The following is a 17,248-nucleotide window of genomic DNA, read 5'->3' as shown; positions in this document are numbered from 1 at the left end:
GATGGGGCGCCCCTGATCTGCTGGCAGGCGGGAAGGGGCGCCCCGGCTTGGCTAGCGGCCGACGCGCAGTTTGGCTTCGGCTTCGATCTGCTCGAAGGTCCAGCCAGCCGCCTTCGCCTTGTCGGTGCTGGCGTCGGCCGTGGTGTAGGCGGGGCCGGTGAAAACGTCGTCCTGCATGAGCTTGAGAACGACGACGGCGTCCCGGACTGCGGTCTCGAAGAGGCGCTGCTTGTCGGTCATGACGATCACTCCCCTGCCCCGCGCTGGCGGCGCATCTCGGCCTTGATGTCCTCGTTGGTCGCTCCCGCGTCGAGGGCGCGGCCGACCGCGCGCATGACCTGCCGCGGATCGGTGAGGCAGTCCGGGCCGCCGTGTGCGATCACCTCGCGGGCGGCTTCCTGAACGGCTTGCTGCTTGTCCATGTCCTGTCCTTCCTGGGGGCTAGAGGTCTTCGCCGAAGCGGACGAGCATGGTGGCCTGGTGGAGTTCAGCGGCCTCACTGCCGTCGGTGCTGCGGGTGTTGAAGCGGGCCATCACCTCGGCGACGATCCGGTCGGTGGTGGCGCGGTCGCCGCGCTTCTTCGCGGTGACGTAGTCGCGGACGGACTGGTGGATGTAGTGCACGGTGTTCTCCTGTCAGGTTGGGTTGTGATCGGTTATCGGCGTCGTCCGGGTTCGCCGCGGCGGGGGCGGGTGGCGGGGTCGCTGCCGTTCTGGACTCGCTTGCCGAGTCCGCGGATCTCCGCGTCGTCGAGGTAGGCGCGGTAGTCGTTGCTGCCCATCGGTCCGGCGACCTGCCGTCCGGGGCTGCCGAGTTCGCGCATGCTGCGCGGCGGCTGCTCGTAGACGGTGCCCTCCTGGCGGAGGAGGCCGGAGATGGACAGGTGGCCGGTCATCCACTCGCCGGTGATCCGGGAGCGCCCGTCGACGGTGCGGGCGGACCACATCTTGGCGTCCTCCCACGGCGCCGCGTTGAGGGCCTGCTTCGAGATGGTGTAGACGGTGACGCCCTTGCCGCCGTTCTGTGTGATCCAGCGGTTGAGGTCGCGGGCGCCGGACTTTCCGGGCTGCCAGGTCTGGGGCATGAGGTGATCTCCTTTGCGATGTTTGCGTGGGTTTGTTCTTGCTGATCCGAGCTGCTCGCTCTGAAAAGGTGCAGGTCAGGGCGCTACGTGTGGCCTGATCGGGGGTCGCTCGGAGCGGAGGCTGATCGGCGGCGGAGCGCGAGTCAGAGCGGCTCTGACCTGCGGCGTTACGGTGAGAGCACGGCTGATCTGGAACCGATCAGCCGCACATACCTCACATAGCGGTCACAGCAGATGGCGGAGACGATCACGCTTGAAGCCGCGGGGGTTCTTTTCCTCGCCGATCGGACCGAGCGTGATCGGCGACCCGGCGCCCGCCTTCTTCATCAGCGCCTTGAACTCGTCGATGTCCAACCCCCCGTAGGTCTCCGGGTCGAGCTCGTGGAGGGCGGCGAGCAGAGGCTCGGTCTTCATCCGATCCACGCCCGCCTTCTCCATGACCGCCACCGAGTCCTCGACTGCGGCGCGGGCGGGACCGTCCGTCAGCTCCGATCCGGCAGGCGGCTCAGCGCCACACAGCTTCAGCAGCTGCTCCCAGGTGAGGAGTTCAACCGGGGCTGGCTTCTTCACGATGCCGTCCTTGTCGTACTCGGGCAGGACGTACTCGGGCAGGTCAACGCCGCGCATGGCGTCGAGACTGTCCTGGTCGGGGTCGAGGAGCCCGGCTTCCAGCCGCTCCTGAGCGAGCTGCCTCAGCGTCGCGGACGGCGCCTCGTGGATGGCGTACTCGATCGGCTCGTCCGCCATGCCGGGCACACCCTGGAGGTAGATGTGGCCGGCGTCCTTCGAGTCGGTGGCCGTCGCGGTGGAAAGCTTGTGCGGCAGGTAGCCCTCCTTGACGGAGCCGTCACCGAACACGGACCGGGTGTCTTCGACCTTGCACGGGCCGACCGCCTTCAACGCGACCATCTGCGCGATGTTGGCGCCGAGGTAGCTGCTCTGGCCGCCCTGCGCGGCAGCCTGCTCGACGATCATTTCCTTGCGGCCGACGAGGAGCAGGTCGAAGTACAGGCGCTTGGCCAGCGTGCTCGCCTTCGGCAGCTCATCGAAGAAGATCGTGACAGCGGGGCGCTCGGCACTGGCCTGCCACTTCTTCCCCATGCCGAGCTTGGCCCGCAGCCGGGCTCGCCCCTTCGCCATGACCAGGAAGAACAGCAGGACGGCTTCGATCTGCTCATTGGTCCGAGCTGTGATCCGGACGGCGTCGCCGAGGTCTTCCAGGCCGTCACTGAACGGGTCGAGGTCGACGGTGATGTTGTCGTAGCAGGCGGTGGTTCCCTCGGCGAGGGCTTGGAGGATGCCGGTCTTGCCGCCGCCGGATGCGGCGATCCACAGACCCATGACGCCGGCCAGGGACAGTTCCAGCGGGTCACCGCCAACCGACGTGCCCACCCGGTACCGGTCGGTGATTGAAAGGGACTTGGGGGCGCGGTAGGGCAGGCCGGGCGCCGTGGCGAACGGGTCGCCCTCGACGAGCCGCAGGATGGCGCAGGCTCGGCGGGCCTTGATCGGCTGCGGCCGCACACCGTTGGTGGGCAGGTCGAAGCGGGTCTCCAGGTCGCCGCTCTTGTCGATGATGGCTTCGGGAGTGCCTTCGCCAACCCGGACGGTGCACTGCCAGCCCCACGGCTGCCGGGCCACCTCGGACACTTCGACGATCGGCACGTTCTCGGCGCGGGCCGCGAGGAGAACACACTCGGCGAGCTGCTGGACGGTGCGGGCGTTACGAATGGGGTACGGCTTCGCGCCTTCGGGCAGCTGCTCGACGGACATGACGACGCCGCTCATTCCGGGCAGTACTACTCCCCCGGCCGGGTCCGCCTGGAACGTCGCGGGCAGGCTGCCGGTCGGGGTCAGGGCGAAAGGGGCCTCACCAGCCTCACCGCGGCCGACGAACGGGCGGGACAGTACGTACCAGCCCCAAGACGCCCCGGCGACGACCACGCCGAGGATGAGCGGCCTGCCAGTGGCGGCCTCCTCGATCGCCGTGCCGACCAGAGGCAGGGTGGCGACGCTGCCACCGATGAGCAGGCTGGCGCGTCCGGCGCGCTTGCCGTGCCGGACGTTGTCGATCTCGCGGTCGGTGGGCGGGAGCACGGGCTGCGCCTGCAGGGATGCAAGCTTGGACTCCTCCGTGCCCACACGGTGCGAGTAGGAGGCAAGGGCGTTACTGCTGGTGGTGCCGCCACTGACCTCGGCCTGCATCTTGGCGACCTCGAAGCGTGCGTGGAGATGGGCGACGAGGCCCTGCTGTCGGGCGATCTTCTCGTCCTGCTTGCGCTGCTTTCGCTCGGTGGCGAGCTGGATGACGTCGACGTGGTCGAGATCGCCGCCGGCCAGCCAGTCCTTGACGCGGGCGCCGGCGTGCCCGGACTGCACCTTGAAGGCGCCTTTGATTCGGTCGCTGCGGGTGGGCTCGGTGGCCTCCTGCTCGGGCTGCTGCTCCTGCTCGATGGGCTGTGCGTCGGTGGCCACTGGCCTGGTCCTTCCTTGGGTCGGGGCGGGGCCCGGTGTGGGCCCCGCGGGCGAGTGGCTAGCCGAGGCCGCCGAGCATGCTGCCGAGCGAGCCGACCAGGGAGTGGGTGAGCTGGTTGCCCATGGCGCCGACGACGGTGCCGGACAGGGCGATTCCGAACAGGCCGCCGATGACGGCGTCTGCGGCCTTCATTCCGCCGTGGCGGACCTTGTAGAACACGATGAGTCCGAGGATCGCGATGGTGGCGACACCGACGCCGATGTAGCCGCCCGCGGACTGGGTGGTGATCTGCTGGTTGACGCCGGTCTGCTGGCTGTTGACGGGGCTGGTGATGGCGGCGCCTACACCGCCGTCGGGGGTGAGGCCGGTGCCGATGCTGTCGTTGGCTCCGGGCGGGGTGGTGGCCGTGTCGGTCTTGATGCTGGCGACGGTGGCGACGTGCTCTCCGGTCGCGGTGTGGCCGTAGCCACCCATGCCGGTGATCCGCATCGTGCGGCCGTCGGGCAGATGGACGGGGGCGGTGACGGCTCGGTGGGCGACGGTCTGCATCTCGGCGGACGCGGTCGGCGAGCCGGCGAGGGTGATCGCTGCGGCGCCGCCGAGGAGGGCTACGGCCGCGCTGCCCGAGACGGCAATCTGACGGAAGGTGACGCTCATCGGTGATCTCTCCTGTGAGTGGATTAGTTGTCGTTCGGGCGGTCAGTGGTGATGGCCGTTGACGGCCAGGCGCTGGGTTGCTTCGTAGCTGTGCTGCTTCTTGGCGACGGGGCTGAACGGCACGCTGTCGCCCTTGGTGCGGCGGTGCGGCGGGGGCGTTCGTCGGGGGCCCTTGGCGGCCTTCTCGGCGGGCGCCTTCTGAAGGGGGGATAGATCGGTAACGACCTGCGGCTTTTCGTAGCTCTCCGTGCGCACGAACGACACAGGGTGAAGGAGCTCCAGGAGGCGTCCGCGCATGCTCACCGGCGAGCCGTTGACGGCGTCCATCGCATCGCCGAGCGCCTTGCGGGAGGCGAGCGCTTCGGCGTGCAGAACCGGGGTCATGCCGGGCAGCCGGGTGCCGTACTTGATCTCCCAGGCGGACGCGAACGCCTCCTCGAAGGCGAGCGCACCGTAGGGGGCGGCGGACACCAGCTGCTTGGCGAGGTCGACGACCGGCTTGTGATCCTTGCGGCGCCGCTTCTCGTGCGCGGCACGGGCCTTCTCCTCGGCCCGCTTCTTCGGGTCGACTGCGGCAGCGGACAGGGTGCTCACCCACTGCCTGATCTCGAAGACCAGCGGGCCCATCACGGTCACCCCGGCCAGCCCCCACGCCACCGAGACGTTCGTCTCGGCCCCGTAGGCGTAGTTGATGTGCGCGGCATACCCGGCGGCCCCCATCGCGAAGGCCCGCAGCAGCCACCGCACCCAGGTCGGCAGCTTCCGCTCATCCGCGTAGGCGACGCCCGCGTTCATGACCCAGGCCGCACCTTCCAGCGCGAACGGCAGGGGCAGCAGCATCAGGCTGATCGACACGAAATGCATGACCTGCGCCGGCAGGGACGCCAGGGCTGAGGCGGCGACGAGGGCGAGGGTGCCCTTGCGGTACACGTTCGCCGCGGTGAGGGTCTTCTCGCGGCGGGCGGCGCGGGCCTGTCGGCGGGCGGTCTTGTCGCGGCGTGCCTGCGCCTTGACCTCGCGGGCCTCGTCGCGGTCCTTGCGGCGCTCGTCGCGGCGCAGCTGAGCTCGGTGCGCCTCGTCGCGGCGGCGCTCGGCGGCATCGGCGGCCTTGTCGGCGCGACGCTCTTCGAACCAGCTGCTCACGGGAGTTCAGTCCTTTCGGGATGGCGGTGATTGGTTAGTCGATGGGGTCGACGCTGATGATCAGGTCGCGCGGGTCGTTCTTCGCGGCGGCGATCCGCCGGTCGAGGTCGTCCTTGTCGTAGACCGCAACCGAGTCGGTCGGGGCGCCGGAGACCGGGTCGACCTTCGCGCCGATACGGGAGGTGGCGGTGAGAATCCAGGTCGGCATGATCAGTCGCCCTCCCCCGCCCTCGCGCGCCGGCCGCGGATAGCGGCGACGACCATGGCGGCACCGACCCCAGCGACAACCGCCAGCGGCGGCAGCAGCCCGAGGGCGTAGGCGACGTTCGCGACCAGCAGGCCGACAAGAGCCATCGGAATGAAGTCGCGCATCAGACACTCCTCATCACGTCGAGCACGAGCCCGCTGTCGGTGACAGACCGGCGGATCCTGCGGCGACACACGGTCACCGCGACTGACGTCGGCGATCAAGGGCATGCCAGTCACCTCGCCACTGCACTGCAGGACAGGGCGTGGGCTTGCGCCTGCCGGGCAGCCTCGTCCGCCGACAGCCGCGGAGAGTACGGGCTCCGTGCCTGGCAGGCGTTGCACTTCCACTCCGGCACCAGCGGGCCGCGAACATCGACCATCGCCCCCGTCAGGTTCTGGTAGCGGGCGACCACGCCAAACGGCCACCGGCTGCTCTTGTTCTTGCTGGCCATGCTTGCCTTCCTCTCTCGGGTTGGGGTGCGACCTCGCAGCCAGTCGCCACCAGCGGGGCCGAACATGGGATCCTCTCGGGTTGGTGTGCTGGTCGTGCAGGACGCCGCACCGGCGATGCGACCTCCAGCCAGACCGGCCGGGGTGCCGCCTCCCCCGCGGGGGATTCGGGAGAGGCGGCCGAGCAGGGGGCTAGCTGGCGGTGACGCGGGGCCGCCGGCCGAGGTGCCCGGTCGTCGTGGACGGGGTGCGGCCCTGGGACTGGCCGTCACCCGGGCCGGACGTCTGCCACGGGGCCGTCGTCTGCGGGCGGCGGGAGTCATCAGTGCGGGCACCGTGCGCGCTGTCTGCGGCCATCAGCCGGCTGCCGGGTAGTCGAAGCCGTCGAGCTGCGCCTGCAGCTCCGGGTCGGCGGCGAGACGGATCTCCGCCCGCCGGGCCCGGCCAGCAGCGGCGTACTCGGCGAACAAGTCGGAGATCGACAACGGCGGCTGGACCATGGCGGCGGCGCGGGCCTTCCGGCCCAACTCGGTGGCGCCCAGATCGGCGTCGAACAGGTAGGGGGACATGGCGGATCCAATCGGGATCAAGAAGGTGGATGGGGGGTGGAAGCCGCGCCGGCGGGGTGCCGCGGGGGATGTCGGTCACTCCCCCGCCGACGCGGCGGACTGTGGGGCTACTTCGGCCGGGTCTCGGACTGCTTGTTGACCTTGGCCAACTTGCGGGACAGCTCGGCGCGCTCCTCAGCGGTCACGACTCGCCGCCCGGCACAAACACGAGGTACGAGTCGCTGGCCAGGTCCATGACCACGTCCGCGGGGATGCCCTCGCGGCGGCGCTGATGCGCGAACTCCTCCGCCGGCCACGAACCGCGGGGCTCGCCAGCCGGGAAACGCTCCAGGACCGTGCGGGCGGGCTTGATGGCGGTCGTCACGACGCACCGCCGATGAGGTCGAGGCGGCCAGCCTTCTCCAGCTGGCACTTGCACATGGCCATCTCGTCCTGTGCAGCCCAGCAGCCGTCGAAATCGCCGCCGGCGGCCAGCTCACGGCAGTGCGCCGAAGCGGCCTCGTAGCGGAGCGCCACGGCAAGCGCGGCACGGTACTCGCGAAGCTGACCCCGCAGGCGGACGATCTCCCACGCCGTACTACGGAAGGAACCCTCCGCCTCGGCGCGCTCCAGCTCGGACGCCATCGGGTTCCGCATCTGCACCAGATCCGAATCCCGGCCATCTCGCTGGATACGCAGGGAGTCCTCAAGGCGGGCGATCTGCTTACGCAGCCGCTCGACCGGGGACGCGAACGCCAGCTCCAGGCGGGCCAGGGCCTCGACGGCCGGGGCGGGAAGCGGGGCAGTGGGGGTGATTGCGGTGGTCATGCCGCCTCCTCGGGCGTCTCGACGGGTGCCGTCGAATTCAGGACGGACTCCGGGATACGGAGCGCGCCGGGTGCGCGGTCTCCGGGCTTGTAGGGCTGGCCGTTGCGGTAGGCCGGGAGAAAGCCCTGGTGGATCCAGCGGTAGACGGTCGCGGGATGCACTCGGAAGTGCGTCGCGACGTCTCGAACTCGCAGCATTACGCCTCCGATCGAGTGCTTCGCATCTGTCCACAGGTATACAGGCTTGCCGAATAAAGTAGCAAGCCTCCCGGCATAGTTTTGGCCAGGGAGCGTGAGGTACGCGTAATCATCAAGGCCTTAAGGTTAGGGAGGTCAGAACCAGGACAGCCAGCAGGAAGGGAGGCTCAAGAGATGGCCGATAAGCAGCGGCCAAGCGACTCGCTGGCCTACGTCACACCACGTGGCGACGGGCAAGCAGACGCCTGGAGTGAAGAGTCAAAGCAGCGGGGGGGCCAGCGGCTCATCGACGTCGCCGAGGTCATCCCGCCGGATGCGGTAGCCAGCGCGCTGCGCCTATCCCCTGGCGAGCGGGCGGCCGTGCGCCGCCGCGTCATCCTGCTGGACGGCGCGGCCATAGAGCTCGCCGACTCGTACTACCCGCTCTCGATCGCGCGCGGCACACCACTCGCCGAGAAGCGCAAGATCAAGGGTGGCGCTCCAACTCTCCTCGCAGAGCGGGGCTATCGAGCCAGTCACGTGTCAGAGGATCTGGAGTTCCGTGCGGCGGACGAATCCGAACGCGCAGCGCTCGACTTGCCCGAAGAGGCAAGCGTCCTCACCCTGCTCCGCACGACCCAAGCCGAAGACGGGAGCCCATTCGAAGTGCAGCTGATGGTCATGAAGGCGCCTCGCCGCCTCCACTACGAGATCGAGGTCGCCTAATGCCTGAGCCGCACAAGGACAAGCGCCCAAAGGCGGAGCGCATCGCCAACGAGATCAGAAAGCTGATCATGTCTGGCGACTGGAAACCTGGGCGCAGAGTCCCAACGAACGAGGAACTACGCGGCCTGTACGAAACGTCGAACGTCACCATCCAGCGCGCCCTGCAGATCCTCAAGGACGAGAAGTTCCTCGAAGGGCAGGTGGGCGTTGGCGTCTTCGTCCGAGGTGAGCGCGCGCAGACTCTTCAGCCCGCTCACTTCATCGCTCCGTCGGAATCGGGCCAGCCGTACCGTTGGCTCAGTGAAGCCGTGAAGCGGAACCAGGTCGGCAAGTACAAGATGCTGGAGGTTGCCGAAGTCGTCCCGCCCGTCGAGGTCGCTCGCGCGATGCGCCTTGAGGAGGGCGAAACCGCGATGCTGCGGTCGCGCGTCGGGTACCTCGACGGCCAGCCGGCTGAGCTGGTGCACTCGTACTACCCGATCGAGCTGGCGCGCGGAACTCGGCTCGCGGATCGGCGACTGATCCCTGGAGGTTCGCCCGCCCTGCTGCTCGATATGGGCTACCCGACACGCTCACAGGACGACGCCGTTGCAGCTAGGCCGGCGACGACTGAGGAGTACGAGGCGTTGGAGATCCCGCGAGACGTGCCCGTGATCGAGGTCTTCCGGATCGTCTACAGCGACAACGAGAAGCCGATCGAGGTCACGCTCCTCACCAAGCCGGCGCACCGCTTCAAGATGGGCTATCACATCGAGATGCCCTGATCAGGTGCGCCGCTGCCCCCGGTCGAAGCCGGGGGCTTTTGCGTATCCGCGCGATGGGCTTGATACAAGTGCGAATAAGCGGCTACGGTCGGTGCCGTGAGAGTGGCTCACGCCACACACTCAGTGAGGAGTGGCATGCCCGAATCAGCCCAGCGCACCGCGCTCTACCGCCTCTACGACGCCGACGACACGCTGCTCTATGTCGGCATAGCCAAGGACGTAACCAGGCGCTGGCGGATGCATGAGTGGGAGAAGAAATGGTGGCACCTGGTCTCAAGCGAGCGCATCGAGTGGTTTCCGTCCCGACAAGAGGCTCGTGCCGCCGAACTAGCAGCCATGCGGGATGAATCGCCCCTGTACAACGGCGTGCGGCATCCCGACGGAACTTTCACGCAAGGCAAGTACGACGACACAGCCGAAAGGGATCACGCCGCCGAGGAGCTGCGCCGTGATCTCGCTAACGGAACCCTGCATCCCGGCGAAATGATCCGCATCGTTCCCCTCGGTCGCCGGTACGGCGTCTCTGCAATGAGCGTCGCGATGGCGCTGCTGTCCCTACCGCCCGGAACGATCCTCAAGAAGGGGAACTACAGGTACGTCGCTGCACCGAACGACGCTGCCATGCGGGATCAGTAACGCGAACGGCCCGGTGCGCGAACACCGGGCCTGTTCAACCAGCGGTGCCAGCCGCTGATCAGCAACTCAACCTGTCCAGATTGGAGTCACCATGACTGTACCCGAGACGTGCGCTCTTCCTCAGCCGAAGGCGCCGGCCCCCGATCTCCTCGACGCTCCGCTCCCCGAGCTGCTGGCCGCACACCGTGTCGAGATCTTCGACTCCAGCATCACCGACCCGACGTTCTTCGGCGCGTTCGTGGAGCGCCGCGACGGTTCCCGGATTCTGTCGATGCCGGTTGGCCGTAGCGCGTTCGAGCGGGACACGTCGGCGCGCATGCTGCTGGCGGAGGCTCTGAACCTCGGCGCCCCGCCGCTCCCGGAGCCGTTCGCCGTGTCCCACGCCTGAGCTCCCCCGCCCCAGGCTCCTCATCCGTGTTGCACGGGTGGGGAGCTGCCGTTTGCGCTCTTGCGGCCGGCCGTGACTCCCCTGACCGTGGACAGTCAGCGGGGTGGTGCACTACGCGAGGGGGATTGCGTGAAGCGCAGGTTCGATGACGCGGCTGGCCGACTGCTGTTGCGCTGGGCGGTGTTGTTGCATCGCACGGTCGCGGGCCGGTCTGCTCGGGAGCGGCAGGTGGCCCGACGAGATGCGGCGATCCGGGCCGCGTACCGGCGCGGTGTGCCAGTCGAGCAGCTGGCGGCCAGGATGCGGCTGACGCCGAGTTGGATTCGCCAGGTGCTGAACGGGCGGAAGCCGGCCGAGCCGCCGGAGGTGGAGGAGGCGGCGTAGGCGCACAGCAAAACGGCGCCCGCCCCAACCCGGGGCGGGCGCCATTGTCATGTGGCGGCTTCGCACTGGTGCGCGCGGACGGTGCCGTCGGCTTTCGGCTCGAACAGGCGGCGACAGCCGGGGCAGGGGATCTTGGGGTCTCCGGGCTCGACGAGGATGGCGATCTCGCTGTCGAGGTCGAGCCAGACGAGGAGGGTGATCAGGGCGTCGGCTTCGATGCTGCGGCCCTTGCTGATGCGGGTGAACGTTGAGACGGGCAGGCCGACTTGGCGGGCGACGCCGCGCCAGGACAGGCCGAGGTTCTGGCGTTGGGCGTCGAGGCGGCGGTGGAGTTCGGGGACGTCGAGCTTGTGGGTGGCCATCACTCGCCGCCTTTCTGTAGATCCCAGGCCCGGTCCGCCTTGGCGCATTCGGCGACGGACGGCCCGGCGTCGTGGCTCGGCGCGGTCTCGTCGAGGGCGGCGAGGACTTCGGAGGGCTGGATGCTGTCCGCGTCGGTGTCTCCGCCGTCGACGGCTTCGGTCTGCCGGCTGGCACAGAGGGCTTTCACCCGGTCGATGGCGTCCTGCCGCGTCTGGTTGGAGGCTTCGTGCGCGGCGCACAGGTCGGCGAGGTCGATCTCGTCGAAATTCTGCAGGAACCAGCGGGCGCGGTCGGAGAGGTCGTCGTAGCGATTGGTCACGGCGCCTCCCGGTCGACGGCGTCCTCGTCGGCGCGCTCGCCGTGCGCCTCGGCAACATGCCGCTCCTGCTCCGACAACGCCGACGTCTGCGTGTGATGCCCCAGGCCGAGCCAGCCGTCGCAGGTGTCGGTGCCCCAGCAGCGGAATGCCCAGCGCTGCTGGTTTTGGTCGTTGCGGTACGGCTCGACGACGAGCATGTCGGTTTCGGCTTGCTCGCGCAGCTCGTCGGGGTGCTGGCGGATGGGCTGGTCGGTCATGGATCAGTCCTCCTTGGGTCCGCGGTAGTTGATGGCGAAGCCGGGCAGGCCGAGACCGAAGTCGGGGTCAGCGGAGGCCGGGCGCAGCGGTGCGTGAAGTTCGGTCTCGTCGACGCTGCACATCGGCTGCCGGGGCGAGATGCCTGCCGGTACGCCGGTCCACCGGAATGGCTCGCCGCAGTCGTGGCAGGTGACCTTGATGTCGGCGGAGTAGCCGACCACGGTGGGGTCGTCGTCGCTGGCCGTGACGCGGTTGACGTCGACGTAGGCGTCGAAGTTTTCGTGCGGGCAGGCGCGGTCGGGGTTGGTCATGGTCAGTCCTTCCTGAACGGTCCGGGGGTGCCGAGGGCGCGGGCTATCCAGTCGATGTGCCGGTATTTCTCGTCGGTGGTGTGGCCGTCCCACTGGGCGCGGGGGTCGCCGGCGCCGACGTGGTCGAGGTGTTCGAAGAGGTCGGCGTCTCGGGGTGCGATGTGCCAGGAGCACTGGCGGCCGTGCAGGGTGATGTACAGGATCTGCCAGCCGGGATCGTCGACATCCGGGGCGGGCGCGATGACCGCCTGCTCGGCGACACTGGCGACGAGTGCGACCAGGTGTGCGCGCTCCCGGTACGCGCCGTCCCGTTCGGCCTCGGCCGTGCATGACGCCGCCGTGTTTCCGACCTTCCCCAGTGCCCGGTGCAGCGCGCCGACGGTGACCGCGTAGTGGTGGGGGTTGCCGTCGGGGTCGTCCTGGTTGGCGAGGCCGATGGGTGTGGCGTGGGCGTCGATGTCGAGGATCGCAGCGCGGTATTGGTCGCGTTCGGCTTCGGCGGCCGCGGCGGGCGCCTTGTGCGCCGTGCTGACGTACCTCAGCACTTGGCTGATCGCGGCCCGGGTCGCCGAGTCCACCGTGGTGCCGACCTGCACGCGGCCTTCCGTGGCGTCGAGGTGCCGGGCGGCGAGGATGGTCATTTCGCTGGGGGCGTCGATGGTGATGCGCTTGCGGGGCTGGTCGGTCATGCGGCCTCCTGCTGCTGGTTGGGGAGTTGCACGTCGCCGGGCCCGATTTCGCCGAGGAGTAGCGCGAGGGCGGCGGCGTTGGCGCGGTCGCGGGCGCCGAGCGCCTGGTAGATGTTGGCGAGGTGCCGGTCGACGGTGCGTGGGTGCAGGCCGAGGATTCGGCCGATGCCCGCGTTGGTGTTGCCGTTGACGACGAGGCGCATCACCTGGCGTTCCCGGCCGGTGAGGGCTCTCACGGCCGCCTCCCTGGCGGCCGCCCCAGCGGCTTGGGTTTCCCGTCGGCGCCGAGCAGCCCGTCCGCGAGCGCCCTGGTCCGCAACGCGATCAGGCAGGCCTGGCGGGGGGTTTCGCCGGCACGCGTGTACAGGGCGAGGAGGCGGGCGAACTCGTCATCGAGGTGCAGATGCAGTTGGCGGGGTGGCATGGCGGGCTCCTTGAAGGCGAGGCGGGCGAGCCGGTACAGGAAGGCGAGGAAGCCGCCGAACGCGGCGACGAGGGCGACGATGACGAGTACGGCGATCACAGGTAGCTCTCGGTGATCTGCACGGTGTGGACGCTGCGGACCTCGAACTGCGGGCCGTGGAGTTGGCGGGCGCCCGCCTCGCAGAGCCGGTCGAGGCCGTCGGGGTCGTCACGCCAGTTCGGCTGACGGCACGAGGGCCCGCCGTCTTCGTTGTCGGGTTCGGGGTCCCAGTGCTGGCCGGGGAGGTCGGAGGTGGACCAGTGGACGGTCACGGCTGCTCCTTGTCGGCCCAGTGGATGACGGCATCGGGGTAGTCGTCGGTGATGACGTCGGCGTTGAGGAAGGCGGTGAGGCCGGTTTCGGTGTCGGCGATGACACGCCCGGAGGGGAACTCGACGCCGTGGATGTCGGGCTGGCCGGGGATGCGGGCGGTGAAGCGGCGGGCGTAGCGGACTTGGTCGGAGCGATCGGTCATGCGGGTGCCTTTCGGGTGCGGGCCGCCCCCGGATCGGGGGCGGCGGGGTCGGGGTTGGTGGCGCAGGTGTCGGACCAGGTCGGGGTGGGCTCAGGCATCGAGGGCCTCCGGCGGGTCGTAGATGCGGGTTCGTCCCTCGGGGCCGTCCATGTGGAGGCCGCAGACGGGCAGCCATTCGCGTTGGCCGCGGAACAGGCGCCAGCCGACGGACGGGGCGTCGCAGTACCCTCCGTCGCAGGAACGGCCAGCGGCAGGCTCATCGGGCGGAGGCGGTCCGGTCAGGCCAGATGGCCCGCGATGCGAAACGGGCGGAGTGACGGCTTCCCGGGGGCGCTGCCCAGCGCCAGGGCAGGTGATCTGACCTCTCCGGTGGCGCCGGAACACTCCGGCGACGGTGACTTGTCGGGGCTGGCCGCAGCCGTGGCAGGTGGCGCGAACGATGGTGCTCACGCGGTCCACCTCTTGACGGGGATGCCTGCCCGCTCGGCGGTGTCGGCGCAATGGGTGGCGCCCCGGCTGCCGTTGCGGATGAACGCCAGACAGATGCTCGCCCCGGCCTTGACCATCTCGGTGTTGCGCCGGGGTCCGGCGACGCGGCCGTACTTCCACCAGGCGGCGGGGTGCGCCTCGATTTGGCAGCCGTACTTGACGGCCCAGTTGTTGGCGATGGCGTCAGCGCCGGTGGGGCAGGCGCCGTGCACGAGGACGAGTTCGCCGTCTGCCGGGTGTTCGGCGGCGATGTCCTGGAGGGCGCGGATGATGGCGAGTCCGTCGGTCCAATCGCGGGAGCCGGTGACGAGCACTCGGTACGGGTCGGTCATGCGGGGCCTCTTCTCGTGCCCTGTGCGGGCGTGTGGCGGGCGTTGGGCGGTGGTGCGGGGCTCGGGAGGGTCGGGGGCGGCTGGAGGGCTCAGGCGGCCTCCTCGTAGTCGATGGGTTGTTCGTGCGCCCACGAGGGCCGTGAGCGCCTCCGTGGGCTTGGAGCGGGCTCGGGGGCCTGCGGGGCGTGTTCGGCGCTCCTGCGGCCACCCAGGGCCCTCCATGCCGCCTTCCAGACCGCCCGGCAGACCGCCCACGTGATGACGGCGACCGCGTACAGGGCGAGCGTCGCCACCGCCGCGGTGAGGACGAACCAGGCGGCGCCCGCGTAGAACAGGCGGACCGCGGTGTCGACGGCTTCGACGAACAGGTCGGCGGTGCTCACGGGCGCGGCTCCCTGCTGCTGTAGGTGCGAGACACCCACGACTCGGCCGCGCGCATCATCCGGCGCGCCGCCCGCTCCGCCTTCGCCTTGGCGCGTTTCTCGGTGAACGCGAACCCGTAGTCCTCATCCAATCCGGTCGGCGTCCACGGGCGGGGTTGCCACAGGCGGGCGGACCATGCCCAGTTGAAGCGGCCTCGCTGGGAGATGTCGGTGGTGCAGTGGTATTCGCTGCTGCTGGGCTTGATCACTGCCGCGGCTCCTGCGTGCGGTCGAGGTCGGCTTCTTGGGTGTTGGCTTTCCGGTCGTCGTGCCAGGGGTCTGGGTCGGTTTCGGCTTCCGCGGGCTGCACCGGGACGGCGCGGTGTGCAGGCGCGGCCTTCGGGTTGCCGAGCCCCAACTCCCGCTCCGGCCCGCAGGCGTCGTACAGCGCCGACACCTCGCGCCAGTTCTTGGTCTTGCTGTCGGGGTAGGCCGCGCCTTGCGGGCGCATCTTGCGCAGGCGGGCCGCGTACAAGTCGGCGGTGAAGTGCTCGGCGTCGATGGCTTTGAGGTCGGCGAACGCTTGCTCCAGTACGGGCAGCGTGTCGGGGGTGATGTCCTCAGCGTCCGCCCCGCCCCAGGCGAAGACGTCGCTGACGTTCGCCGCGAACTCAGGCTGGCCGTCGACGATGCGCCAGAACAGCTCGCCGTGGGCGTCGGCTGTCGCGAAGATCTCCAGGACGCGGGTGACGAACGGCGTCTCGGTGTCGGGCTGCTGCTGCGCCTCGGCTCCGGTCGTGTCGAGGCGATCCCATACCGCGTCGCATGCGCTGTGCACCTCGGTCCACAACTCCCGCCGTTCCGGGCCGTGCTCGGGTGCCTCGGCCCAGTCGCTGCGCATGCGGTCGACGGCGTGGACGAGGCGGCGCACCTCGCGCGGCAGGGTGCGGAGTTCTGCGGGCTCGCCTGCCCCATCGGTGTCGGGCTGCTGCGCCTCGGCTGGGTTGTGGGCGCCGCAGTGGTGCTTGCAGCCCTCGCAGTCGCACGTGCACCGGTTGGGCACGGTCTCGACGCCGGGGCACTGCTGCTGCGCCTCGGCTCCGCGGAGCAGCTCGGCCGCCTCCCGGTTCAGGATCTCTGCCTCTGCGGCACGCGCCTTGCCCACGAAGATCGCAAGGTCGTCCAGCCCTTTGGTGAGTGCCGCTGCCTTGCGACTCATTCGGTCGGCGGCCTCGCGCAGGACGGCGACCCGATCAGCGGGCGGCGGCAGCACGGCCAGCACCGCGTCGGCCACGGCATGCGGATTCGCCAACACGAGCCCGGCCGAAGACGGTTCGGCATCCGGGTACTGCGCCCAGATGGCGGCGGCGATGCGGTCTCGGAGGTCGGTCTGCTTGTCGGTCATGGTCACTCCAGTGGTTCGGTGGGAAGGTTGGCCGCAGACCTCGCGCCGCTTCGGACGGCGCGAGGTCGCTGCACGCTCACGGGGTGGCTGCTGCGGCAAGGCAGGCGGCGACGATCACGACGGTCGGGGTGCTGCCGGGGAACTCGATGACGGTCCCGTTCGGGCAGTCGAGTCCGGAGTCGTCGGACTCGTTCGTCACGCACCAGACGGCACCGGACTCGTGGCGCAGGACGCCCGACGCCTCGTCAGTGGTCCAGCCCGCGGCTTCGAGGGCTTCGCCGACGTCGAGGCGGCCGTACCACTCGCCGGGTTCGGGCTTGCTGATGATCAGGTGCAGGTCGGTCATGGTCAATTCCTCCTGTTTTGCGGTGTGTTGGAACGGTACGGGGTGGCACTGACAGCGGGGCCGGGCTCGGAGTGCGAGGCCACAGAACGCCCTGAGAGGCGTTGGGAGCATCCGGCGGCTCCCGGTCGGCCCGGAACGGCTACGGGGCGCCCTGAAGCGCTCCCAGGCGGCCGGACGGGGCAAGCCAGCGTTCATGCAGCGCCCGGATCCCGTCCGCACCCACCCGGGTCGCATCCGGCCGGGCAGCATCCCGGGCAACGCACGCCGCCAACGGCACGGCGGTCAGGTCGTGGATCAGCAGCCGGGCGTGCGGGGCAATCACCCGCAGCCGGGCCAGATCCCGCGGGTCGACGTTCGTCCTGTCGACGATCACGTCCCGCCCGGCGGCCAACTGCCCCAGCACCGCCGCCTCGAACGCCGCCTGCACCCGCAGACCCCGGCCGGAGTGCGGATCCCAGACGGGCGGGCAGTCCGGCCACACCCGGCGGCGGATGGCGTCCAAGTCGACGTGAACCGCCCCGGTTGCGGCGGCGATCAGGCGGGACAACTCCGTCTTGCCGGAGGCCTGCACGCCGATCGGGGCGTGGATCGTGGCGAGGCGGCCGTCAACGCGCGGCAGCATCAGGCGCCTCCTCGGCGGCGGTCAGCCGGGCCGGGCAGAACCGGGCGCCCTTGCCGCCGACCAGGTCGACGTACCAGAACTCGCCCGCCGTCAGCTCCCGGTTGACTCGGAAGAAGCAGTCCGCGAACTCGGGGTGGCCCTTCTCGGCGAGGATCGGCCGCAAGTGCGGGATGGCGTGGGCGGCGACCGCGCGGTGGAAGACGTTCGGGTCGGCGTACTCCAGGGTGATCGGCGGCACGGGCCATGCCGGTCCGAACTCGATGCGGTAGGTGGCGGTCGTGTCGGTCATCGGTCACTCCTCGGG

Annotated in this window: 35 protein-coding genes; 5 read left to right on the top strand and 30 right to left on the bottom strand. The window is 69.7% G+C overall.

Annotation, left to right across the window (positions count from 1 at the left end; translation table 11 throughout):
* Window positions 1-51: 51 nt before the first annotated feature.
* The 14 genes from ACWCRD_RS02835 to ACWCRD_RS02770 form a co-directional block, all read right to left on the bottom strand.
* Entirely contained in the window at window positions 52-240 is a 189-nt protein-coding gene (locus tag ACWCRD_RS02835) for a hypothetical protein (RefSeq protein ID WP_450964159.1), read from the bottom strand.
* A gap of 5 nt (window positions 241-245) precedes the next feature.
* Window positions 246-422, bottom strand: a complete 177-nt coding sequence (locus ACWCRD_RS02830; protein ID WP_450964158.1) for a hypothetical protein — start codon at window positions 420-422, stop codon at window positions 246-248.
* Between the two features lie 19 nt (window positions 423-441).
* Window positions 442-624 (bottom strand): hypothetical protein, encoded by a 183-nt coding sequence (locus tag ACWCRD_RS02825; RefSeq protein WP_450964157.1) that lies wholly within the window; start codon window positions 622-624, stop codon window positions 442-444.
* A gap of 32 nt (window positions 625-656) precedes the next feature.
* Window positions 657-1,085 carry a hypothetical protein gene (locus ACWCRD_RS02820; protein WP_450964156.1) on the bottom strand — a complete coding sequence of 143 codons (429 nt, stop codon included), beginning with the start codon at window positions 1,083-1,085 and terminating at the stop codon, window positions 657-659.
* A gap of 225 nt (window positions 1,086-1,310) precedes the next feature.
* Window positions 1,311-3,560, bottom strand: a complete 2,250-nt coding sequence (locus ACWCRD_RS02815; protein WP_450964155.1) for a hypothetical protein — start codon at window positions 3,558-3,560, stop codon at window positions 1,311-1,313.
* Window positions 3,561-3,618: 58 nt separating this feature from the next.
* Window positions 3,619-4,218, bottom strand: a complete 600-nt coding sequence (locus ACWCRD_RS02810) for a hypothetical protein (RefSeq protein ID WP_450964154.1) — start codon at window positions 4,216-4,218, stop codon at window positions 3,619-3,621.
* 42 nt (window positions 4,219-4,260) lie between these two features.
* Entirely contained in the window at window positions 4,261-5,361 is a 1,101-nt protein-coding gene (locus ACWCRD_RS02805) for a hypothetical protein (RefSeq protein WP_450964153.1), read from the bottom strand.
* A gap of 34 nt (window positions 5,362-5,395) precedes the next feature.
* Complete coding sequence (locus ACWCRD_RS02800) at window positions 5,396-5,569, bottom strand: hypothetical protein (RefSeq protein ID WP_450964152.1); 174 nt, start codon at window positions 5,567-5,569, stop codon at window positions 5,396-5,398.
* A gap of 2 nt (window positions 5,570-5,571) precedes the next feature.
* The gene (locus tag ACWCRD_RS02795) at window positions 5,572-5,733 is read right to left on the bottom strand and encodes a hypothetical protein (protein ID WP_450964151.1); all 162 of its coding nucleotides are present in this window, start codon (window positions 5,731-5,733) and stop codon (window positions 5,572-5,574) included.
* A 110-nt stretch (window positions 5,734-5,843) separates the two neighbouring features.
* Window positions 5,844-6,062, bottom strand: coding sequence for a hypothetical protein (locus ACWCRD_RS02790; RefSeq protein ID WP_450964150.1), 219 nt, complete (start codon window positions 6,060-6,062; stop codon window positions 5,844-5,846).
* Window positions 6,063-6,416: 354 nt separating this feature from the next.
* Window positions 6,417-6,629 carry a hypothetical protein gene (locus ACWCRD_RS02785; RefSeq protein WP_450964149.1) on the bottom strand — a complete coding sequence of 71 codons (213 nt, stop codon included), beginning with the start codon at window positions 6,627-6,629 and terminating at the stop codon, window positions 6,417-6,419.
* A 181-nt stretch (window positions 6,630-6,810) separates the two neighbouring features.
* Complete coding sequence (locus tag ACWCRD_RS02780) at window positions 6,811-6,993, bottom strand: hypothetical protein (protein ID WP_450964376.1); 183 nt, start codon at window positions 6,991-6,993, stop codon at window positions 6,811-6,813.
* Complete coding sequence (locus tag ACWCRD_RS02775; RefSeq protein WP_450964148.1) at window positions 6,990-7,436, bottom strand: hypothetical protein; 447 nt, start codon at window positions 7,434-7,436, stop codon at window positions 6,990-6,992. Before ACWCRD_RS02775 ends, ACWCRD_RS02780 begins: the two co-directional genes overlap by 4 nt.
* The gene (locus ACWCRD_RS02770) at window positions 7,433-7,633 is read right to left on the bottom strand and encodes a helix-turn-helix domain-containing protein (RefSeq protein WP_450964147.1); all 201 of its coding nucleotides are present in this window, start codon (window positions 7,631-7,633) and stop codon (window positions 7,433-7,435) included. The genes ACWCRD_RS02775 and ACWCRD_RS02770 overlap by 4 nt, the downstream gene beginning before the upstream one ends.
* Window positions 7,634-7,807: 174 nt before the next feature.
* Here ACWCRD_RS02770 and ACWCRD_RS02765 point away from each other — a divergent pair, with 174 nt between their 5' ends.
* The 5 genes from ACWCRD_RS02765 (at window position 7,808) to ACWCRD_RS02745 (ending at window position 10,510) form a co-directional block, all read left to right on the top strand.
* Window positions 7,808-8,338 (top strand): UTRA domain-containing protein, encoded by a 531-nt coding sequence (locus ACWCRD_RS02765; protein ID WP_450964146.1) that lies wholly within the window; start codon window positions 7,808-7,810, stop codon window positions 8,336-8,338.
* On the top strand, window positions 8,338-9,102 hold the full coding sequence (locus ACWCRD_RS02760) for a GntR family transcriptional regulator (protein ID WP_450964145.1): 765 nt from the start codon (window positions 8,338-8,340) through the stop codon (window positions 9,100-9,102). The genes ACWCRD_RS02765 and ACWCRD_RS02760 overlap by 1 nt, the downstream gene beginning before the upstream one ends.
* A 135-nt stretch (window positions 9,103-9,237) precedes the next feature.
* On the top strand, window positions 9,238-9,738 hold the full coding sequence (locus ACWCRD_RS02755) for a GntR family transcriptional regulator (protein WP_450964144.1): 501 nt from the start codon (window positions 9,238-9,240) through the stop codon (window positions 9,736-9,738).
* Window positions 9,739-9,829: 91 nt separating this feature from the next.
* Window positions 9,830-10,126 carry a hypothetical protein gene (locus ACWCRD_RS02750; protein WP_450964143.1) on the top strand — a complete coding sequence of 99 codons (297 nt, stop codon included), beginning with the start codon at window positions 9,830-9,832 and terminating at the stop codon, window positions 10,124-10,126.
* 129 nt (window positions 10,127-10,255) lie between these two features.
* Window positions 10,256-10,510: a helix-turn-helix domain-containing protein gene (locus tag ACWCRD_RS02745; protein ID WP_450964142.1), complete on the top strand. Its 255-nt coding sequence runs from the start codon at window positions 10,256-10,258 to the stop codon at window positions 10,508-10,510.
* 47 nt (window positions 10,511-10,557) lie between these two features.
* Here ACWCRD_RS02745 and ACWCRD_RS02740 read toward each other — a convergent pair whose 3' ends face one another.
* The 16 genes from ACWCRD_RS02740 to ACWCRD_RS02665 all read right to left on the bottom strand — a co-directional run bounded on the left by ACWCRD_RS02740 (window position 10,558) and on the right by ACWCRD_RS02665 (window position 17,233).
* Window positions 10,558-10,872: a hypothetical protein gene (locus ACWCRD_RS02740; protein ID WP_450964141.1), complete on the bottom strand. Its 315-nt coding sequence runs from the start codon at window positions 10,870-10,872 to the stop codon at window positions 10,558-10,560.
* Window positions 10,872-11,192 carry a hypothetical protein gene (locus ACWCRD_RS02735; protein ID WP_450964140.1) on the bottom strand — a complete coding sequence of 107 codons (321 nt, stop codon included), beginning with the start codon at window positions 11,190-11,192 and terminating at the stop codon, window positions 10,872-10,874. The genes ACWCRD_RS02740 and ACWCRD_RS02735 overlap by 1 nt, the downstream gene beginning before the upstream one ends.
* Window positions 11,189-11,449, bottom strand: a complete 261-nt coding sequence (locus tag ACWCRD_RS02730; RefSeq protein WP_450964139.1) for a hypothetical protein — start codon at window positions 11,447-11,449, stop codon at window positions 11,189-11,191. Before ACWCRD_RS02730 ends, ACWCRD_RS02735 begins: the two co-directional genes overlap by 4 nt.
* A 3-nt stretch (window positions 11,450-11,452) precedes the next feature.
* The gene (locus ACWCRD_RS02725; protein WP_450964138.1) at window positions 11,453-11,761 is read right to left on the bottom strand and encodes a hypothetical protein; all 309 of its coding nucleotides are present in this window, start codon (window positions 11,759-11,761) and stop codon (window positions 11,453-11,455) included.
* Window positions 11,762-11,763: 2 nt separating this feature from the next.
* Window positions 11,764-12,450, bottom strand: a complete 687-nt coding sequence (locus tag ACWCRD_RS02720; RefSeq protein WP_450964137.1) for a hypothetical protein — start codon at window positions 12,448-12,450, stop codon at window positions 11,764-11,766.
* Window positions 12,447-12,686, bottom strand: coding sequence for a helix-turn-helix domain-containing protein (locus ACWCRD_RS02715; RefSeq protein ID WP_450964136.1), 240 nt, complete (start codon window positions 12,684-12,686; stop codon window positions 12,447-12,449). Before ACWCRD_RS02715 ends, ACWCRD_RS02720 begins: the two co-directional genes overlap by 4 nt.
* Window positions 12,683-12,973 (bottom strand): hypothetical protein, encoded by a 291-nt coding sequence (locus tag ACWCRD_RS02710; protein WP_450964135.1) that lies wholly within the window; start codon window positions 12,971-12,973, stop codon window positions 12,683-12,685. Before ACWCRD_RS02710 ends, ACWCRD_RS02715 begins: the two co-directional genes overlap by 4 nt.
* Window positions 12,970-13,185 (bottom strand): hypothetical protein, encoded by a 216-nt coding sequence (locus ACWCRD_RS02705; RefSeq protein WP_450964134.1) that lies wholly within the window; start codon window positions 13,183-13,185, stop codon window positions 12,970-12,972. Before ACWCRD_RS02705 ends, ACWCRD_RS02710 begins: the two co-directional genes overlap by 4 nt.
* On the bottom strand, window positions 13,182-13,388 hold the full coding sequence (locus ACWCRD_RS02700; RefSeq protein ID WP_450964133.1) for a hypothetical protein: 207 nt from the start codon (window positions 13,386-13,388) through the stop codon (window positions 13,182-13,184). Before ACWCRD_RS02700 ends, ACWCRD_RS02705 begins: the two co-directional genes overlap by 4 nt.
* 446 nt (window positions 13,389-13,834) lie before the next feature.
* Window positions 13,835-14,209 (bottom strand): SLOG family protein, encoded by a 375-nt coding sequence (locus ACWCRD_RS02695; protein WP_450964132.1) that lies wholly within the window; start codon window positions 14,207-14,209, stop codon window positions 13,835-13,837.
* A gap of 89 nt (window positions 14,210-14,298) precedes the next feature.
* A complete protein-coding gene (locus ACWCRD_RS02690) occupies window positions 14,299-14,592 on the bottom strand; it encodes a hypothetical protein (RefSeq protein ID WP_450964131.1) in 294 nt (97 codons plus the stop codon).
* Window positions 14,589-14,840 (bottom strand): hypothetical protein, encoded by a 252-nt coding sequence (locus ACWCRD_RS02685; RefSeq protein ID WP_450964130.1) that lies wholly within the window; start codon window positions 14,838-14,840, stop codon window positions 14,589-14,591. Before ACWCRD_RS02685 ends, ACWCRD_RS02690 begins: the two co-directional genes overlap by 4 nt.
* On the bottom strand, window positions 14,837-15,976 hold the full coding sequence (locus tag ACWCRD_RS02680; RefSeq protein ID WP_450964129.1) for a hypothetical protein: 1,140 nt from the start codon (window positions 15,974-15,976) through the stop codon (window positions 14,837-14,839). The genes ACWCRD_RS02685 and ACWCRD_RS02680 overlap by 4 nt, the downstream gene beginning before the upstream one ends.
* A 76-nt stretch (window positions 15,977-16,052) precedes the next feature.
* Window positions 16,053-16,322 carry a hypothetical protein gene (locus ACWCRD_RS02675; RefSeq protein WP_450964128.1) on the bottom strand — a complete coding sequence of 90 codons (270 nt, stop codon included), beginning with the start codon at window positions 16,320-16,322 and terminating at the stop codon, window positions 16,053-16,055.
* Window positions 16,323-16,461: 139 nt separating this feature from the next.
* The gene (locus tag ACWCRD_RS02670; RefSeq protein ID WP_450964127.1) at window positions 16,462-16,944 is read right to left on the bottom strand and encodes an ATP-binding protein; all 483 of its coding nucleotides are present in this window, start codon (window positions 16,942-16,944) and stop codon (window positions 16,462-16,464) included.
* The gene (locus tag ACWCRD_RS02665; RefSeq protein ID WP_450964126.1) at window positions 16,928-17,233 is read right to left on the bottom strand and encodes a hypothetical protein; all 306 of its coding nucleotides are present in this window, start codon (window positions 17,231-17,233) and stop codon (window positions 16,928-16,930) included. Before ACWCRD_RS02665 ends, ACWCRD_RS02670 begins: the two co-directional genes overlap by 17 nt.
* Between the last annotated feature and the right edge of the window lie 15 nt (window positions 17,234-17,248).

It is taken from the genome of Streptomyces sp. NPDC002092, assembly GCF_053593775.1.
This window is presented reverse-complemented; position numbering and strand designations above follow the sequence as displayed.

Coding starts and splice junctions, on each gene's coding strand:
- ACWCRD_RS02775 (WP_450964148.1), bottom strand. CDS start 7,436: ATGACCACCGCAATCACCCCCACTGCCCCGCTTCCCGCCCCGGCCGTC.
- ACWCRD_RS02830 (WP_450964158.1), bottom strand. CDS start 422: ATGGACAAGCAGCAAGCCGTTCAGGAAGCCGCCCGCGAGGTGATCGCA.
- ACWCRD_RS02665 (WP_450964126.1), bottom strand. CDS start 17,233: ATGACCGACACGACCGCCACCTACCGCATCGAGTTCGGACCGGCATGG.
- ACWCRD_RS02785 (WP_450964149.1), bottom strand. CDS start 6,629: ATGTCCCCCTACCTGTTCGACGCCGATCTGGGCGCCACCGAGTTGGGC.
- ACWCRD_RS02730 (WP_450964139.1), bottom strand. CDS start 11,449: ATGACCGACCAGCCCATCCGCCAGCACCCCGACGAGCTGCGCGAGCAA.
- ACWCRD_RS02675 (WP_450964128.1), bottom strand. CDS start 16,322: ATGACCGACCTGCACCTGATCATCAGCAAGCCCGAACCCGGCGAGTGG.
- ACWCRD_RS02725 (WP_450964138.1), bottom strand. CDS start 11,761: ATGACCAACCCCGACCGCGCCTGCCCGCACGAAAACTTCGACGCCTAC.
- ACWCRD_RS02770 (WP_450964147.1), bottom strand. CDS start 7,633: ATGCTGCGAGTTCGAGACGTCGCGACGCACTTCCGAGTGCATCCCGCG.
- ACWCRD_RS02820 (WP_450964156.1), bottom strand. CDS start 1,085: ATGCCCCAGACCTGGCAGCCCGGAAAGTCCGGCGCCCGCGACCTCAAC.
- ACWCRD_RS02755 (WP_450964144.1), top strand. CDS start 9,238: ATGCCCGAATCAGCCCAGCGCACCGCGCTCTACCGCCTCTACGACGCC.
- ACWCRD_RS02760 (WP_450964145.1), top strand. CDS start 8,338: ATGCCTGAGCCGCACAAGGACAAGCGCCCAAAGGCGGAGCGCATCGCC.
- ACWCRD_RS02800 (WP_450964152.1), bottom strand. CDS start 5,569: ATGCCGACCTGGATTCTCACCGCCACCTCCCGTATCGGCGCGAAGGTC.
- ACWCRD_RS02795 (WP_450964151.1), bottom strand. CDS start 5,733: ATGCGCGACTTCATTCCGATGGCTCTTGTCGGCCTGCTGGTCGCGAAC.
- ACWCRD_RS02740 (WP_450964141.1), bottom strand. CDS start 10,872: ATGGCCACCCACAAGCTCGACGTCCCCGAACTCCACCGCCGCCTCGAC.
- ACWCRD_RS02700 (WP_450964133.1), bottom strand. CDS start 13,388: ATGACCGATCGCTCCGACCAAGTCCGCTACGCCCGCCGCTTCACCGCC.
- ACWCRD_RS02670 (WP_450964127.1), bottom strand. CDS start 16,944: ATGCTGCCGCGCGTTGACGGCCGCCTCGCCACGATCCACGCCCCGATC.
- ACWCRD_RS02720 (WP_450964137.1), bottom strand. CDS start 12,450: ATGACCGACCAGCCCCGCAAGCGCATCACCATCGACGCCCCCAGCGAA.
- ACWCRD_RS02810 (WP_450964154.1), bottom strand. CDS start 4,218: ATGAGCGTCACCTTCCGTCAGATTGCCGTCTCGGGCAGCGCGGCCGTA.
- ACWCRD_RS02835 (WP_450964159.1), bottom strand. CDS start 240: ATGACCGACAAGCAGCGCCTCTTCGAGACCGCAGTCCGGGACGCCGTC.
- ACWCRD_RS02765 (WP_450964146.1), top strand. CDS start 7,808: ATGGCCGATAAGCAGCGGCCAAGCGACTCGCTGGCCTACGTCACACCA.
- ACWCRD_RS02680 (WP_450964129.1), bottom strand. CDS start 15,976: ATGACCGACAAGCAGACCGACCTCCGAGACCGCATCGCCGCCGCCATC.
- ACWCRD_RS02790 (WP_450964150.1), bottom strand. CDS start 6,062: ATGGCCAGCAAGAACAAGAGCAGCCGGTGGCCGTTTGGCGTGGTCGCC.
- ACWCRD_RS02750 (WP_450964143.1), top strand. CDS start 9,830: ATGACTGTACCCGAGACGTGCGCTCTTCCTCAGCCGAAGGCGCCGGCC.
- ACWCRD_RS02695 (WP_450964132.1), bottom strand. CDS start 14,209: ATGACCGACCCGTACCGAGTGCTCGTCACCGGCTCCCGCGATTGGACC.